This window comes from Colwellia psychrerythraea (assembly GCF_000764185.1).
In the GTDB taxonomy this organism is placed as follows: Bacteria; Pseudomonadota; Gammaproteobacteria; order Enterobacterales; family Alteromonadaceae; genus Colwellia; species Colwellia psychrerythraea_B.
The window spans coordinates 1-15,414 of record NZ_JQEC01000029.1 but is presented as its reverse complement, the minus strand read 5'-3'; the positions used below and the strand labels follow the sequence as shown (position 1 = coordinate 15,414).

Annotated in this window: 16 protein-coding genes; 11 read left to right on the top strand and 5 right to left on the bottom strand. The window is 39.0% G+C overall.

Annotated elements, in window-relative coordinates; genetic code table 11:
- Nucleotides 1–8: 8 nt before the first annotated feature.
- The 5 genes from infA to ald all read right to left on the bottom strand — a co-directional run bounded on the left by infA (nt 9) and on the right by ald (nt 4,417).
- Nucleotides 9–227 carry a translation initiation factor IF-1 gene (infA, locus tag GAB14E_RS11580; RefSeq protein ID WP_011043571.1) on the bottom strand — a complete coding sequence of 73 codons (219 nt, stop codon included), beginning with the start codon at nt 225–227 and terminating at the stop codon, nt 9–11.
- A 131-nt stretch (nt 228–358) separates the two neighbouring features.
- Nucleotides 359–1,120, bottom strand: a complete 762-nt coding sequence (locus GAB14E_RS11585; protein WP_033082374.1) for an arginyltransferase — start codon at nt 1,118–1,120, stop codon at nt 359–361.
- A gap of 85 nt (nt 1,121–1,205) precedes the next feature.
- On the bottom strand, nt 1,206–1,931 hold the full coding sequence (gene aat, locus GAB14E_RS11590) for a leucyl/phenylalanyl-tRNA--protein transferase (RefSeq protein ID WP_052093677.1): 726 nt from the start codon (nt 1,929–1,931) through the stop codon (nt 1,206–1,208).
- A gap of 138 nt (nt 1,932–2,069) precedes the next feature.
- Nucleotides 2,070–3,017, bottom strand: a complete 948-nt coding sequence (gene trxB / locus GAB14E_RS11595) for a thioredoxin-disulfide reductase (protein WP_033082373.1) — start codon at nt 3,015–3,017, stop codon at nt 2,070–2,072.
- Between the two features lie 281 nt (nt 3,018–3,298).
- On the bottom strand, nt 3,299–4,417 hold the full coding sequence (gene ald / locus GAB14E_RS11600) for an alanine dehydrogenase (RefSeq protein WP_033082372.1): 1,119 nt from the start codon (nt 4,415–4,417) through the stop codon (nt 3,299–3,301).
- A gap of 156 nt (nt 4,418–4,573) precedes the next feature.
- On the opposite strand from ald, the gene lrp reads away from it, so the two are divergent.
- The 11 genes from lrp to GAB14E_RS11660 all read left to right on the top strand — a co-directional run bounded on the left by lrp (nt 4,574) and on the right by GAB14E_RS11660 (nt 15,380).
- A complete protein-coding gene (lrp, locus tag GAB14E_RS11605) occupies nt 4,574–5,050 on the top strand; it encodes a leucine-responsive transcriptional regulator Lrp (RefSeq protein ID WP_033082371.1) in 477 nt (158 codons plus the stop codon).
- A 315-nt stretch (nt 5,051–5,365) separates the two neighbouring features.
- Nucleotides 5,366–8,005, top strand: coding sequence for a DNA translocase FtsK (locus tag GAB14E_RS11610; protein WP_081967807.1), 2,640 nt, complete (start codon nt 5,366–5,368; stop codon nt 8,003–8,005).
- 102 nt (nt 8,006–8,107) lie between these two features.
- On the top strand, nt 8,108–8,836 hold the full coding sequence (gene lolA, locus GAB14E_RS11615) for an outer membrane lipoprotein periplasmic chaperone LolA (RefSeq protein WP_052093676.1): 729 nt from the start codon (nt 8,108–8,110) through the stop codon (nt 8,834–8,836).
- 100 nt (nt 8,837–8,936) lie between these two features.
- Nucleotides 8,937–10,322 (top strand): replication-associated recombination protein A, encoded by a 1,386-nt coding sequence (locus GAB14E_RS11620; protein ID WP_033082460.1) that lies wholly within the window; start codon nt 8,937–8,939, stop codon nt 10,320–10,322.
- Nucleotides 10,306–10,707, top strand: coding sequence for a fluoride efflux transporter CrcB (gene crcB / locus GAB14E_RS11625; protein WP_033082370.1), 402 nt, complete (start codon nt 10,306–10,308; stop codon nt 10,705–10,707). Before GAB14E_RS11620 ends, crcB begins: the two co-directional genes overlap by 17 nt.
- 96 nt (nt 10,708–10,803) lie before the next feature.
- On the top strand, nt 10,804–12,084 hold the full coding sequence (gene serS / locus GAB14E_RS11630; RefSeq protein ID WP_033082369.1) for a serine--tRNA ligase: 1,281 nt from the start codon (nt 10,804–10,806) through the stop codon (nt 12,082–12,084).
- A 366-nt stretch (nt 12,085–12,450) separates the two neighbouring features.
- Nucleotides 12,451–12,732 carry a hypothetical protein gene (locus GAB14E_RS11635; RefSeq protein ID WP_033082368.1) on the top strand — a complete coding sequence of 94 codons (282 nt, stop codon included), beginning with the start codon at nt 12,451–12,453 and terminating at the stop codon, nt 12,730–12,732.
- A gap of 112 nt (nt 12,733–12,844) precedes the next feature.
- Nucleotides 12,845–13,282: a T6SS immunity protein Tdi1 domain-containing protein gene (locus GAB14E_RS11640; RefSeq protein ID WP_033082367.1), complete on the top strand. Its 438-nt coding sequence runs from the start codon at nt 12,845–12,847 to the stop codon at nt 13,280–13,282.
- Nucleotides 13,283–13,405: 123 nt separating this feature from the next.
- Nucleotides 13,406–13,750 (top strand): hypothetical protein, encoded by a 345-nt coding sequence (locus tag GAB14E_RS11645; protein ID WP_033082366.1) that lies wholly within the window; start codon nt 13,406–13,408, stop codon nt 13,748–13,750.
- A gap of 108 nt (nt 13,751–13,858) precedes the next feature.
- Nucleotides 13,859–14,116, top strand: coding sequence for a DUF7683 domain-containing protein (locus tag GAB14E_RS11650; protein ID WP_033082365.1), 258 nt, complete (start codon nt 13,859–13,861; stop codon nt 14,114–14,116).
- Nucleotides 14,117–14,199: 83 nt separating this feature from the next.
- Nucleotides 14,200–15,380 (top strand): IS3 family transposase gene (locus tag GAB14E_RS11660; RefSeq protein WP_156115705.1). Its coding sequence is split into 2 segments (ribosomal slippage): nt 14,200–14,485 and nt 14,485–15,380, totalling 1,182 coding nucleotides; the frame shifts between segments, so codons are not numbered across the junction.
- Nucleotides 15,381–15,414 lie beyond the last annotated feature (34 nt).

The window sequence follows — 15,414 nt, the reverse complement described above, 5'->3', positions numbered from 1 at the left end:
TTGTTGGCTTATCTAGCGCGGAAAATAATGCGACCTTTTGATAAGTCGTATGGCGTTAGTTCAACCGTTACTTTATCGCCCGTTAAAATACGAATGTAGTTTTTACGCATTTTGCCAGAGATATGTGCAGTTACAACGTGACCATTCTCAAGTTCAACTCGGAACATAGTGTTAGGTAAAGTATCTAAAACCGTACCTTGCATTTCAATATTTTCTTCTTTCGCCATGGGGCGCTAAACCTCTAATGTTGTGCAAATTAGTCTAGAAATTATTCTGTAATAGTAATATTTTCTGACCGATAAAAAAAGCTGCGCGAATGATGCCTAATTGCTTGGCTAATGTAAAGGATTGCCGCTATTTATTTAGCAATTGTATGGTTATTAGTACTCGCTTTACTATTTAATAACCATTCACCAGCAATAAAGCGTTCAAAGGGGAAATATCGGTCTTTATAATTCATCTTTTGACAATCATCTATTTGATAACCCAAATATAAATAGGGCAAAGACATTTGTTGACAAAAACTCAGCTGGGTGAGAATTGAAAACACACCCAAACCATGATTTTTATATTCTGGATGGTAAAAAGTATATACGGCTGATAATCCGTTACTTAATACATCGGTTACGGCAACACAAACAAGCGTCTCTTCACACAGGCCATTTTCTTGCGTTACAGGTGCCCAAGTTTCAATGAATAGCTGTTTGGTTATGTTACAGCTTAGAAAGCTTTTAAACTGCTCAAAAGAAGCAGGATACATACTGCCGTCTTGATGCAGCGTGTTAATATAGTTTTCAAAAAGCGGGTAATAGCTGTCTTTTAATTGTGCTGATTGTTTGATAATAAAGTGACTGTTGCGTTTCTTTGAGCGTTTTTGGCTTTTCGATGGTAGAAAGTCATTCGTTATTACCCGTATGGACTGACAAGCATTACATTGAGGGCAATGTGGTCTATAGCTTTGTTCGCCGCTGCGACGAAAGCCTTGAGTCATCAGCCAGCCATAACTTTCGCTATTGGCTAATCGATCATCAATAGCTATCAGTAAGCGCTCTTCTTGTTCAGGTAAATAATTACAAGGAAATATTTTGCTAACGCCCAGTTTATAAGAAATATCATTCATAAATAATTTGCCAATTGTTGATAACTCTCACTATCAATTATAACTAAGTTCACCAAATTTATTCCCGATAGGTCAAAACCTGCAATTAAAGCAGAGTTAATGCCCGTGGTTGCCAAAAATTATTGGGTACCGGTTTTATTTTGGCCGTTTGCTGTTTTTTAAGGAAATCATACCGGCTAATTTCCTTAGCACCCATATCTTCGAGAAAGGGATTAAGTAATTGGCAATCAATAAAACTGATACCAATACTCTGCAATAATTGGCTAAGCGCGATAAGTGCAAATTTAGAGGCATTACTTTTTTTGTAGAACATTGACTCTCCAGAAAAAAAGCCATTAATAGCGACGCCATATAAACCACCAACAAGTTCTTTATCGTTATTGTCGTTGCCAAGCCATACTTCAATGGAATGCGCGTGGCCCTGTTCATGTAGGTTAATGTAAGCGGCCTGCATATCATCTAGTATCCAGGTTTCATCAAAGCGAAAGGGCGCATCAGCACAAAGCTGTATAATCTGAATAAAGTCTTGATTAAGAGTTATGGTATAAGGCGCTTTACGAATTGACTTGGCTAAGGTGCGATTTATGCGCAATTGATCAATATCAATAATAGCCCTAGGATCGGGTGACCACCACATCAGCGGATCGTCTTCACTAAACCAAGGGAAAATACCTTGGGAGTAGGCACTGAGTAATCTAGCACTGGATAAGTCACCGCCCAGCGCCAGTAAACCGTTTGGCTCAGTAAGTGCGCAGTCGACGGGCGGAAAATTTACACTGGCATCATCAAGTTGATACAGTATTTCACTCATATTACCTTACCAACATAATTGATTTATAAGTTTATAAAGCAGAATTAAAGAAACCACTTAAACTATAACGCTCAAGTGGTTTCTTAGTATACAAATAAGTCGAAGAGACTATTTATAATATTCAGTTTTTGGCATTTATTATTGAGCGTCTAAGTAACGCTCAGAGTCTAGTGCGGCCATACAACCTGCGCCAGCAGAGGTAATTGCTTGACGGTAAATATGGTCAGCAACATCACCAGCAGCGAAAATACCTTCAACACTGGTTTGTGTTGCATTACCTTGTGTACCACTTTGAATGGTTAAATAACCATCTTTCATAGCAAGTTGATCTTTAAATATATCGGTATTTGGCTTGTGACCAATGGCAATAAATACACCCGCTACTTTTAGCTCTTCGGTAACTTCTGAGTTCGTTTCTTTTAAACGTAGACCAGTAACACCCATGTTATCACCTAATACTTCATCTAAAGTACGGTCGGTATGTAAAACGATATTACCGTTAGCAACTTTTTCATATAAACGATCAGTTAAAATCTTTTCACTGCGGAAAGTATCACGACGGTGAACTAAATGAACTTCACTAGCAATGTTTGATAAATAAAGCGCTTCTTCAACAGCAGTATTACCACCACCAACAACCGCAACTTTTTGATTTTTGTAGAAGAAACCGTCACAAGTAGCACAAGCTGATACACCACGACCCATAAAGGCTTCTTCAGAAGGTAAACCTAAGTATTGCGCAGATGCACCGGTACAAATAATTAACGCATCACAGGTGTATTCACTGCTACCGGTTAATTTATAGGGCTTAGAAGAAAAATCCACTGACTCGATATGATCGAAGATAATTTCAGTATCAAATTTCTCAGCGTGCTTTTGCATACGCTCCATTAATGCAGGACCGGTTAAGTCATCAGCATCACCTGGCCAGTTTTCAACATCAGTTGTTGTGGTTAATTGACCACCTTGTTGCATGCCTGTGATCATTACCGGCTTTAAGTTAGCTCGGGCTGCATAAACTGCGGCAGTATAACCAGCAGGGCCTGAGCCTAAAATTAGTAGGGGACAGTGTCTTACGTCGCTCATGATTTCTCCAAAATGATAATTTACCAAGTTGTAGCACGTTAATGCCTGACAACTTAAATACTTGAAATTAATTTTATAGTTTAATTAATTGGGATGATAAGGAAATAAAACAAGGGGGTAAATAGCTAGTTCGTTATAAGATAAATAAAACGATAAATAAAAAAAACGCACTTTAGCTTATTTGTAAGCAAAAGTGCGCTATTTACGGTAAATGCCTTAATTAAGGATTAAGCGTTTACCGTGCTATTTCAATGTTTTGATATTTCAGTTTAAGCTTGGGCTTATGCGTTTAGGGCAACAGCTGGCTCAACATACTCATAACCTAAATCATCAGCAACTGGCTTGTAAGTGATTTTACCCGCCGCTACGTTTAAACCAGCCATTAAATGTTCATCATCTAATAAAGCTTGTTTAGCGCCTTTGTTAGCGATAGTCACTGCAAATGGCATAGTTGCATTGGTTAATGCCATTGTTGATGTACGTGCAACACCACCTGGCATGTTAGCAACACAGTAATGAACTACATCGTCAACTACATAAGTTGGTTCTTGGTGAGTCGTTGCTTTTGAGGTTTCAAAACAACCGCCTTGATCGATTGCAACATCAACGACTACGGCACCTTTTTTCATCATTTTGATGTGTGCTTTGGTAACTAACTTAGGTGCAGCAGCACCTGGAATTAATACTGCGCCAATCACTAAGTCAGCTTCAACAATTAAAGTATCCATGGCATCAGCAGTTGAATAAACAGTTTTTAAACGGCCATCAAATTCAGTGTCTAACTGACGTAAACGTGGTAAAGAACGGTCTAAAATAGTAACGTCTGCGCCCATACCTACTGCCATACGTGCAGCTTGAGTACCAACAACACCGCCACCAATAACAAGTACTTTAGCTGGAGCAACACCTGGAACACCACCTAATAAAGCACCTAAACCGCCTTGTGCTTTTTCAAGCGCATGAGCACCGGCTTGAATAGACATACGGCCAGCAACTTCTGACATAGGAGCCAATAGTGGTAAACCACCAGCAGCTGCAGTAACAGTCTCATAAGCTATACAGGTTGCGCCAGAAGCAACTAATAATTCAGTTTGCTTAGGATCTGGTGCTAAATGTAAGTAAGTGAATAAGATTTGACCTGGACGAAGCATGTTACATTCAATCGGCTGTGGCTCCTTAACTTTGATTATCATGTCTGCAGTGGCAAATATTTCTGCTGCACTGTCAATGATTTTAGCGCCAGCAGCAATGTACTGTTCGTTGTCGAAGCCTATTGATGCACCACCATTATTTTCAACAATCACTTCGTGACCATTAACGATCAATTCTTTAACGCCAGCAGGTGTTAAGCCGATACGGTACTCGTGGTTTTTAATTTCTTTAGGTACGCCAATAATCATATTTTTCTCTCTTAAGCAAAGCTTGATGGAATGCACATTGATTGTGCTTGTAATATATGCGACTAGTATAGTAATAACTTAGTAGAATAACCTGTCGTTATTTGGGGAAAGGCGATATATAATACTAGAAATAGACAATAAAATAGAGTTATGTAAATGAGCTTGAGCAAAAGTATTGATCGAATTGATAAAAACATCCTCTTTGAATTACAAAAAAATGGGCGTTTATCAAACGTAGAGCTATCTAAACGGGTAGGGTTAAGTCCAACCCCTTGTTTAGAAAGGGTTAAACGTTTGGAGAAAGAGCAATATATTACTGGCTATAAAGCTATATTGAATCCACATAAACTTGAAGCGGCCTTATTAGTGTTTGTTGAAATTACCTTAACTAAAACCAGTCCAGATGTATTTGATGATTTTGCCAGTGCTGTTGACGATCTCGATGTTATACAGGAATGCCACCTTGTTTCAGGGGATTTTGATTTTTTACTTAAAACGCGAGTTAAAGACATGCTGGCTTATAGAGAGCTACTGGGTGATACATTACTTAGACTACCAGCGGTAAGTGAAAGTAGAACCTATGTAGTCATGGATGAAATCAAATCGACCAACTTACTTGCTATTAAACGTTAGTGGGGGGTGCTGATTTTTTATGGTTGAAATGTAGAAAGCGGTATCGTACCTTCATGAAGCAAGTGACACTTTAGACTCTCTGCTTTGCCTATATATCAAACTAACAGTTGTAAAGTAATCTCTAAAGGTCAGTAGCTTCTAGTAAGCTGTTTATTTATCCAGTACACTATGGCTGTCTTCATAATATAGCCAGATACATTAAACAATGAAACGTGATGCGGTAATGTGAATTTATTGCTGCCAATCAAGCGTTAATTTGATACTTTAGCTATATATATGTAATTTTTTCCTAATTATTGTCCATGGTACTTATAATTGTCTTCTGATCTTATAGAAAATTCTGATGTTTCTCTAAATACTTCAGCCAATAATCAACTCACCGGCGTACAACGTTTGCTTGAAGCTGGCTTATTGTTTTTCACTGTCTTCGCCATGTTTATGATGCTGGCCTTATTTAGTTTTGATCCCGCGGATCCCGGTTGGGCTCAAACGGGTTATCAAACTGAAATTCGTAATTTAGGTGGTGCTGTTGGTGCTTACCTGTCAGACCTTTTTTTAAACCTTTTCGGACTTATTGCTTATAGTTTACCTTTTGTTATCGCCATTGTTGGTTGGTTATTGTTTCAACGTTTTCATGAGTTGATGAAACTAGATTACTTAACTTTGGGTTTAAAGCTCATAGGTTTTTTCATGTTTTACCTTGGGGTAACCTCACTGGCTAGCATGAATTTTGATGATGTTTTTTATTTCTCAGCGGGCGGGATTTTGGGTGACGCGTTGAGTAAAACATTACTGCCGTATTTTTCTTTTGTCGGCTCTACCTTATTATTTCTATTGTTTACTTGTGCGGGTTTTGTACTTTTAACCGGCTTTTCTTGGCTTAAATTTATTGATAATGTTGGCCAGTACGCCATTGTTGGCGTACTTTGGCTGGTAAGCTCTCCGAAGTTAATTCAAGCGCACTTTGGTACCCGTGATACAAGCAGTGATGAAGAAGAATTGGGTAATGTAAAAAGTCGTTTGGTTAAAAGCCGCATGCTTAAAAATAAAGATGAGCTTAAAGAAAGCGCTGAAGAAGACTCCTCTTCAAAGTCAAAGTCAAAGGCAAAATCAAAACCTGCTGAGTCTTTACCTTCGGGTATATATGCCCAAACAACTACCATTGAATTACCAGAATCTTTGACGGTAGAAGAGCAGGTAACAACCAGCTCAGGGTATGTACCGAAAAATGAACCTTTCATTGATATAGCAGATTTGATGACAGAGCCGGCCGTCGGTAATATCCAAGACCATGTTAGTGAGAAAGAAATTACCGCCGCGTTTGCTGATGTTGAAAAGCCGAATGTTGCGGATGACTATCAATTTCCTGAACCATCAACCTTTACGGCGGTTGAGCAAAATGTAACGGCTAATAATGGCCAAGTTAATTTGGTTGCCGTGGAAGAAGACAAGTTTGCTGGTATGCCATCTATCGATTTACTCGACCGACCGGATAAAGCCAAAAACCCCATTAATCAAGATGAGTTAGATCAGGTAAGTCGCTTAGTTGAAGCAAAATTACTCGACTTTGGCGTACAAGCACAAGTTGTTTCTGTCTATCCAGGACCCGTTATTACTCGTTTTGAATTAGATTTAGCGCCTGGTGTTAAGGTAAATAAAATCACCAGTCTATCGAAAGATTTAGCGCGCGCTCTATCTGCCATTAGTGTGCGTGTGGTTGAAGTAATTCCGGGGAAATCGGTTATTGGCCTAGAGCTACCTAATAAACATCGTGAAATAGTCTACTTAAGTGAAGTTATCGGATGTCCAGCTTTTGAAGAGTCGAAATCTCCACTGGCAATGGTTTTGGGTAAAGATATTGCTGGTGACCCTGTGGTTGTCGATTTAGGTAAAATGCCGCATTTACTGGTTGCAGGTACTACGGGCTCAGGTAAATCTGTTGGTGTTAATACCATGATTGTCAGCTTGCTATATAAATCAACGCCTGAAGATGTGCGTATGATCATGATTGACCCCAAAATGCTTGAACTGTCGGTTTATGAAGGTATACCGCATTTATTAGCGGAGGTTGTTACCGATATGAAAGATGCGGCTAATGCGCTGCGTTGGTGTGTTGGTGAAATGGAGCGTCGTTATAAAGTTATGTCTGCTGTTGGTGTACGTAACTTAAAAGGTTACAACAAAAAAGTTCTTGATGCTATCGCCGCGGGTGAGCCACTAATTGACCCCACTTGGCAACCAAATGATGGCATGGATCAAACGCCGCCAATGTTAGAAAAACTACCTAGTATTGTTGTTATCGTGGATGAATTTGCCGATATGATGATGATTGTCGGTAAAAAAGTTGAAGAGCTTATTGCCCGTATTGCGCAAAAAGCTCGCGCTGCAGGTATTCACTTAGTATTAGCTACGCAGCGTCCATCAGTCGATGTTATTACTGGTTTGATCAAAGCGAATATTCCCACACGTATGGCGTTTCAGGTATCTTCAGGTTTGAACTCTCGCACCATATTAGATCAACAAGGGGCAGAGCAGTTACTGGGCATGGGTGATATGCTTTATTTACCACCGGGAACTGGTGTACCAACACGTGTTCATGGCGCGTTTGTTGATGATCACGAAGTACATGCGGTAGTGAAAGATTGGAAATCACGAGGTGAGCCTAACTATGTAGAAGAGATTCTATCAGGTGAAAATGAGCAAGATATTTTATTACCAGGTGAGCAAGCAGAGGGCAGTGAAGCTGAAGAAGTTGACGCGCTTTACGACGAAGCCGTGAATTTTGTTACTGAAAAACGCCGTGTTTCAATTTCGAGTGTGCAAAGGCAATTTAGAATCGGTTATAACCGCTCTGCACGAATTGTTGAACAAATGGAATTACAAGGTGTCGTATCTACACCTGGTAATAATGGCGCACGTGAAGTATTGGCGCCACCGCCAGTGCGCGATTTTTAACTTATTCAACGTGGTATAAATTTTTATTGATATGTTACCACTTATTATTTATCACGATGTCAGCTAAGCGCTGACATCGGTCATTTTATTAGAAGTAAAGCTATGCCAATCAATTTTATCAATCAGTCACTTTTTCGTACACTCGCTTTTAGCAGTATATTCCTGCCAGTATTGAGCTTTGCTCAACCTATGGCTGATGCTACACAATCTACCATTAACACTGACGTGACAACAGTATCGTCACCGTCAAGTGAAGCAAAAAATCACCTTATCACTAAGCTGGCCAAGTTGGCTTTTTTTAGCGCTAACTTCGAGCAAAAAATTCTTAATTCACAAGGTGATTTATTGCTCGAAGGCACAGGCACGCTCGCTATTAATAAACCTAACCTAATGAACTGGAAAACCATCACACCCGATGAAACCTTGCTTGTGAGTGATGGCAATACCTTGTGGTCTTATGATCCCTTTATTGAACAGGCTAGTGCCTATAGCTTGGCTAACTCTATTCATAATACGCCGATTTTATTGTTAACCAGTGATGAACCATCACTATGGCAACAATATAATGTAATTGAACACAAGGGCGTTGTTAAAAGTGGCTCACGTTTTGTTGTTATGCCAAAAAGTGATAATAGCCAAATTAAAAAGCTTACTCTTAGTTTCAGCGAAATTAAAAGTAACGAAGTTGAGTTAACTGAGTTGTCGTTTCAAGATGCAACGGGACAAATTAGCCAAATTAGCTTGAGTAACTTTAATAGTAAAGATAAGCCAGCAGCAGCGTTATTTAAATTTACCTTACCTCAGGGTGTTAGACTTGAAGACCAGCGATAATTCACCGCAAAACTCACTGTTTGATCTTACCTCAGAAGATGAAAGTATAACGTCTACAGGAAGCACTTCAGCAGATGAACATACTGCAGCAACTAGCTTTATGCCACTTGCTGCAAAAATGCGGCCAAAAACTTTAGCTGATTATGTTGGTCAACAGCACATTCTTGGTGGCGACTCACCCTTAGCGCAATCGATTGAACAAGGGCATTGTCATTCGCTTATTTTTTGGGGCCCGCCAGGTAGTGGTAAAACAACACTGGCTGAAATTATTGCCCAACATGCTAATGCTGAAATAGAACGTGTATCAGCAGTTACTTCAGGTATAAAAGAAATTCGTAGTGCTATTGATAAAGCCAAGCTGCGCGCACAAGGTCAGGGCACCAATAAACGTAGAACAGTACTCTTTGTAGACGAAGTGCATCGCTTTAATAAGTCACAGCAAGATGCTTTTTTACCTCACATTGAAGATGGCACCATCATCTTTATTGGTGCGACTACTGAAAATCCTGCGTTTGAGTTAAACCAAGCATTATTATCACGTGCCCGTTTGTATACCTTAAAAAAATTAACTCGAGATGATTTAGCCCAAGTATTACAACGCGCAATAACACTATGTGAAAGAGAAGGTGGGAGTGAACCAGAGAACTCGCTACAGATAGAACTGAGTGATGATGCCAAGCAAAGTCTGCTTAATCGTAGTGATGGCGATGCCAGACGTTTACTGAATTTACTTGAAAATTGTCTTGATAGTGTTATGCCTTTGTCCATCTCTGTAAAAGCTAATGAGCTGGGTGAACATGGTATTCAACAGGAAGTTAAAACGATTACCGTTGACTTAATCTCCCAAGTCGCCGGTAGCAAGATTGCCCTTTATGACAAAGGTGGTGATGCTTTTTATGATTTAATCAGTGCTTTTCATAAATCGGTGCGTGGCTCTAGCCCTGATGCGGCACTTTATTGGTATGCAAGAATTTTAACTGCGGGGGGCGATGCGCTTTATGTGGCGAGACGTTTACTTGCCATTGCCAGTGAAGATATAGGTAATGCAGACCCTCGCGCTATGCAACTAGCTATTAATGCTTGGGATACATTTCATCGTGTTGGACCAGGAGAAGGTGAACGTGCGATTGCCCAAGCTACGGTTTATATGGCACTCGCTCCAAAAAGTAATGCTGTATATATGGCATTTAACAAGGCAAAAGTATTGGCGCAACAAACCTGTGATTTAGATGTACCTTTGCACTTAAAAAATGCTACTAGTAGCATTACTAAAGAGTTAGGCCATGGAAGTGAGTACCGCTATGCGCATGACGAAGTAAATGCTTTTGCCGCCGGAGAAAACTATTTTCCTGAGGCACTGGCCACTGCCGATAGCTCACATACCTGTTTATATCAGCCGACAGAACGTGGCTTAGAGAAAAAACTCAAAGAAAAACTCGAGTACTTAAACCAGCTTAATAGGAATAGCCATGAGCAGCGCTATTAGTAACGTTACTTTATATGCATTTGTCGCCCTAGGCGGAGCCTGTGGGGCAAGCTTACGCTTTTATATTTCGCAATTAGTGCTTAATTGGCTCGGAAAAGGTTTCCCTTTTGCTACGTTGATGGTTAATATCATCGGCTCATTTGTTATGGGTTCGTTATATCAGCTTATTGAAAATGAAGTTCTAGACATTAATATTCATAGAACTTTGTTAGGGATAGGTTTTTTAGGTGCATTTACTACCTTTTCCACATTTTCATTAGACTCCTTGTTATTATTGCAACAAGGCGAAGTGCTAAAAGCCGCGATAAATATATTGCTGAATGTGTCACTATGCATTGGCGCAGCAGCACTGGGAATGTTTATGGTAACCGCTTTAGCAAAATAACCGCTATTTTTTTCATGGCGCGAGTAAAATAAACCTAGCTTAGATAGAACAACAAATACCACTTTAATAACTTTATAAACAAAAATGTGAATAATTATGCTTGATGCAAAACTACTTAGAACTGATTTAGATAATATCGCTCAACAACTTGCCAAACGTGGTTATGAATTAGATACCGCTACGTTAAGTGCCTTAGAAGAGCAACGTAAAGCTATCCAAGTGAAAACCCAAGAGTTTCAAAGTGAACGTAACTCTCGTTCCAAGTCAATTGGTCAAGCGAAAGCGCGTGGCGAAGACATAGCACCATTACTTGCCCATGTAAGCCAATTAGGTGCTTCACTTGATGCGGCTAAAACAGAGCAAGATGAAGTTTTAGCAAAAATTGATGCTATCGCTAGTGCTATTCCAAATTTACTTGATGACTCTGTGCCGTACGGTAAAGATGAAGATGACAATGTTGAGTTAAAGCGTTGGGGCACACCACGTGAATTTGATTTTGAGGTAAAAGATCACGTCGATTTAGGTTTTGGTGTTGATAAAGGTTTAGATTTTGAGAGCGGTGCTAAGCTTGCCGGTACTCGATTTGCTGTAATGCGTGGAAAAATTGCCCGATTACACCGTGCCATAGCCCAGTTCATGCTTGATACGCATACTGAAGAACATGCTTATCAAGAGATGTACGTACCTTATTTAGTCAATGCAGATTCACTATATGGCACTGGTCAATTACCAAAGTTTGGTGAAGACTTATTTCATACAGATTTATCAAACAAGAAATTTTCATTAATTCCAACATCGGAAGTACCGCTTACAAACTTAGTACGTGACGAGATAGTTGACGAAAATGAATTGCCTATTAAAATGACTGCGCACACACCGTGTTTCAGAAGTGAAGCTGGCTCAGGTGGCCGTGATATTCGTGGTCTTATTCGTCAACATCAATTCGATAAAGTTGAAATGGTACAGATAGTTAAACCTGAAAACTCAATGACAGCGCTTGATGAATTAACCCGTCACGCTGAAATTATTCTAGAGAAACTTGAGCTACCATACCGTACGGTACAATTATGTAGCGGTGATGTTGGATTTAGCGCGATGAAGACATTTGATTTAGAAGTATGGTTACCAGCACAAGATACTTACCGTGAAATTTCTTCGTGTTCAAACATGGGGGCGTTCCAAGCTCGCCGTATGCAAGCACGCTTTAGAAATAGTGAAACAAACAAACCAGAATTGTTACATACACTTAACGGCTCAGGTTTAGCAGTAGGGCGGACTTTAGTTGCCATTTTAGAAAACTATCAACAAGCAGATGGTAGTATTAATATACCAACGGTATTACAACCGTATATGGCTGGTGTTACTAACATAGGTTAAGACCTTCGTTAAGCCATATGGCTACGATCAAAAACGCGACTTAGTAACTGAGTCGCGTTTTTCGTTATTGGGGTGACTCACTAGCCTAGTTATTAAGGAGTTTCTTTTAATAGCAAAATATTCTATTCGTTCATTAATGAATTACTGTGGTTATGTACAGTTCAGTGTAATTCCTTCTTTCTACAACAAAGCGAGCAAATTGCCTTCTTTCACACATCAACCACTACGAGCTTTATTTTTAACTTATTGATTAAAATAGAACAATAAAGTAACCTTTAGATATTATAAAATCATGGAAGATAAATATCCTCTTGTAGAAAGAAGGAATTTTTCCTCTTAATAAACTGTTATAAGGTAAGGAAGCCTATGTCATTATTCAACAAACCTGCAGAATGGATGAACCATGTAGCTGGTGATAAATCAAAAATACTTGCTACTATTTTTTTTCACGCTATTTATACAACCTTCAGTTTATGGATGTTATTCAATTTCATCAAAACTGCTGGTAATACCTATACAATTAGTTTTACTGATATCCTATTATTTGGGAGTTCATTTTTCATAATTGCTGTCATTGTTCCAGCCTTGTATTTATATGGAGCATACAGGTTGCTAAAAGAAAGAAAACAAAAGAGTGGTGAGGTGTAATTTACCTTATAACAAGCAATTTAACAGGACTAAAAACAGTGGGCTATCGCTTCGCTCAGTTTAGCCCACAATTTTTAGCCCGTTAATTGGGCGTTATACGTAAAGGGATGTCATGAGCATAATTCAAAGTATTACTGATTCATGGAGCTGGGTTGGAATTGAGCCTGATGAAATAGTTGGTGAAAATGAATTTGGAAACCTAATAGTTAAAGATACTTCCCAAAAGTATTGGCGATTATGCCCTGAAGATGTTTATTGCGAGGTTGTTGCCCAAAATCGAGCTGAACTGGATGAGCTATCAAAGAATCAAGATTTCTTAGAAGATTGGTATATGGAAAGTCTTGTGCAACAAGCAAAAGAAAAGCTTGGAAAACTGTCAGAAAATCACAAATATTGTTTAGTTATTCCAGGTGTACTCGGAGGAGCATATGATATTTCAAATATTAAAACTGCCCCTCTAAAGGAAATGATTATGTTTTCTGGCAATGTAGCTAAGCAAATTCAAGACTTACCTGACGGTGCACAAATAAACTTGAATATTGTGGCGTAATTTACGTATAACAAGCTGTTAAACAAGGACAAAAAACAGTTGGTTTTGCTCCTTCGTCGCTAATTTTAACCAACTATTTTTTGCCTGTTAACAGGGCGTTAGCTGTTTCACATGGATAGGTGCATGAATCAAAAATTGAATATAATAATATCTGGTGTTGTTTTTGCCTTTTTCAGCGGAATAATTATTGGGCTATTTACCTCTCCGATAATCCCTCTTATATCAGCCTTTGTTGGATTGGTACTAATTTTAATGTGGGTGATTATTGATGCACGAGAGCATAACTTTAAACGCAGTGCTTTATTTAATATTTTAGTCGTAGCTATTACTGTTTTAAGTGTTCCATATTATTTATTTAAATCACGAGGTTTCGCTAAAGGATTACTTGCGGTTATAGGTTTTCTTTCCTTTATGGTTCTATGGTCTGTTGTTCAAGTTATGGGAACAGCAGTGGTTACTACAGTGTAATAAACAGCTAACAAGGCGTTCAAACGGACAAATAACAGCTGGCTGTTGTTCGTGCCTCACACATTTTAGCCAGCTATTATTTGCCGCTTAACGTGGCGTTATGTGTCTATGGAATATCGATTAATCAGAACGTTAAGCTGTTACTCAAATAAAAATGAACAATTAGTTTTTGATGTTCAATTTCAGAATTTTGATTTGGATAAGTTTCAAGTTGAATTTAGTGTGGATAAGGGAAATCCAATGTATGATTGTTTCCCTATATCAGCTAAGAATATCCCATTTTTAAAAAGTTTCTTACCTTTAACTATTGGTATTAACTGGGATTTTAATAATTACAGCTATATGGTTGAGGCTGTTGAGAATTAGCCACATAACAAGCTGTTCAAGCGGGACAATGATCTTCCCCCGATAAAACGGACACCAAAATCTAACTAAAGATGAGGTGTCTTATGCCTAAGTACAACAATCCAAGACGAACTTGGAAGTATTCAAATGACTTCAAAGTCAACGCTATTCAATTAAGTTATGTTGTTGGCGTCACAATAAAATCAGTCGCTGAAAAACTCGACATACACCCGTTTATGCTGTCACGATGGCGAAAAGAATATCGTGAAGGGATCATTGTGGCTGATAAACGAAAAAAAGTGGCTGGCCAATCAAAAGCCAAAAAAGTACTTACCAAAGAACAACAACTAGAACGTGAAAATAAACAGCTCAAGGAGGAGCTGTATATCCTAAAAAAGTGGCAACGGTTTCTTGCCGAGGAACATCAAGCCGATATCGATTCATCGAAAAACTCAGAGCCGACATAAAGGTAACGAGATTACTGAAGTTTTTTGATGTTTCTAAAAGTGGCTATTACGATTGGTGTGAACGTCAACCAAGTGCTAGAGCGATAGAGGATGTTGAACTTAAAAAGAAAATTCAGCAAATATTCACTGAGAATAAAGGACGCTATGGTAGTCCCCGCATATTTAAAGCCTTGCAAAAGCAAGGATACAGCATAGGTAAAAAACGTGTTGAACGCTTGTATCGTGCACTTGGCTTGGTCGCTCGAGTGATGCGCGTGACGACACGCTCTGCGTTTTATAAGCGCTTCCTTACGACAGGTAAAAACTTACGACCTGATGGTGAAGTGCCATTGGTTAAAAATAAAGTATGGGTAGCAGATGTCACGTATTTGAAAGTGAAAGGTATATGGCGTTATTTATCGGTAATAATGGATTTATATTCACGGCGTATTATTAGCTGGAGTTTAGATAAAAAGAGAACGATGGAAGTCACCAAACGAACACTAAAAAATGCAATAAAGAACCGAAGACCTCAAGGTGGTTTAATGCTGCATACAGACCGAGGTGTGGAATATCGAGGTAATGTTTTTCAAACGGCTTTAAAACGAGCAGGTATTACACATAGCTTAAGCCGAGCGGGTAAATGTACTGATAATGCGCATATGGAGTCATTTTTCCATTCAATGAAGACCGAAGTTATTCGCGGTAATGTATTTAATAGTGATAAAGAACTGCGCGGAACACTTGGAAGTTACATTAACAAATACTACAATGTTTCGAGGCTGCATTCAGGGATAAATTATTGTTCGCCAATAGAATATGAAGCCCTGGCAGCGTGAAAAAAAATGTGTCCGTTTTATCGGGGGAAGATCA

Bases quoted from the DNA above. Each gene is read 5' to 3' on its own strand.
- infA (WP_011043571.1), bottom strand. From the start codon at position 227: ATGGCGAAAGAAGAAAATATTGAAATGCAAGGTACGGTTTTAGATACT.
- GAB14E_RS11585 (WP_033082374.1), bottom strand. From the start codon at position 1,120: ATGAATGATATTTCTTATAAACTGGGCGTTAGCAAAATATTTCCTTGT.
- aat (WP_052093677.1), bottom strand. From the start codon at position 1,931: ATGAGTGAAATACTGTATCAACTTGATGATGCCAGTGTAAATTTTCCG.
- trxB (WP_033082373.1), bottom strand. From the start codon at position 3,017: ATGAGCGACGTAAGACACTGTCCCCTACTAATTTTAGGCTCAGGCCCT.
- ald (WP_033082372.1), bottom strand. From the start codon at position 4,417: ATGATTATTGGCGTACCTAAAGAAATTAAAAACCACGAGTACCGTATC.
- lrp (WP_033082371.1), top strand. From the start codon at position 4,574: ATGAGCTTGAGCAAAAGTATTGATCGAATTGATAAAAACATCCTCTTT.
- lolA (WP_052093676.1), top strand. From the start codon at position 8,108: ATGCCAATCAATTTTATCAATCAGTCACTTTTTCGTACACTCGCTTTT.
- GAB14E_RS11620 (WP_033082460.1), top strand. From the start codon at position 8,937: ATGCCACTTGCTGCAAAAATGCGGCCAAAAACTTTAGCTGATTATGTT.
- crcB (WP_033082370.1), top strand. From the start codon at position 10,306: ATGAGCAGCGCTATTAGTAACGTTACTTTATATGCATTTGTCGCCCTA.
- serS (WP_033082369.1), top strand. From the start codon at position 10,804: ATGCTTGATGCAAAACTACTTAGAACTGATTTAGATAATATCGCTCAA.
- GAB14E_RS11635 (WP_033082368.1), top strand. From the start codon at position 12,451: ATGTCATTATTCAACAAACCTGCAGAATGGATGAACCATGTAGCTGGT.
- GAB14E_RS11640 (WP_033082367.1), top strand. From the start codon at position 12,845: ATGAGCATAATTCAAAGTATTACTGATTCATGGAGCTGGGTTGGAATT.
- GAB14E_RS11645 (WP_033082366.1), top strand. From the start codon at position 13,406: ATGAATCAAAAATTGAATATAATAATATCTGGTGTTGTTTTTGCCTTT.
- GAB14E_RS11650 (WP_033082365.1), top strand. From the start codon at position 13,859: ATGGAATATCGATTAATCAGAACGTTAAGCTGTTACTCAAATAAAAAT.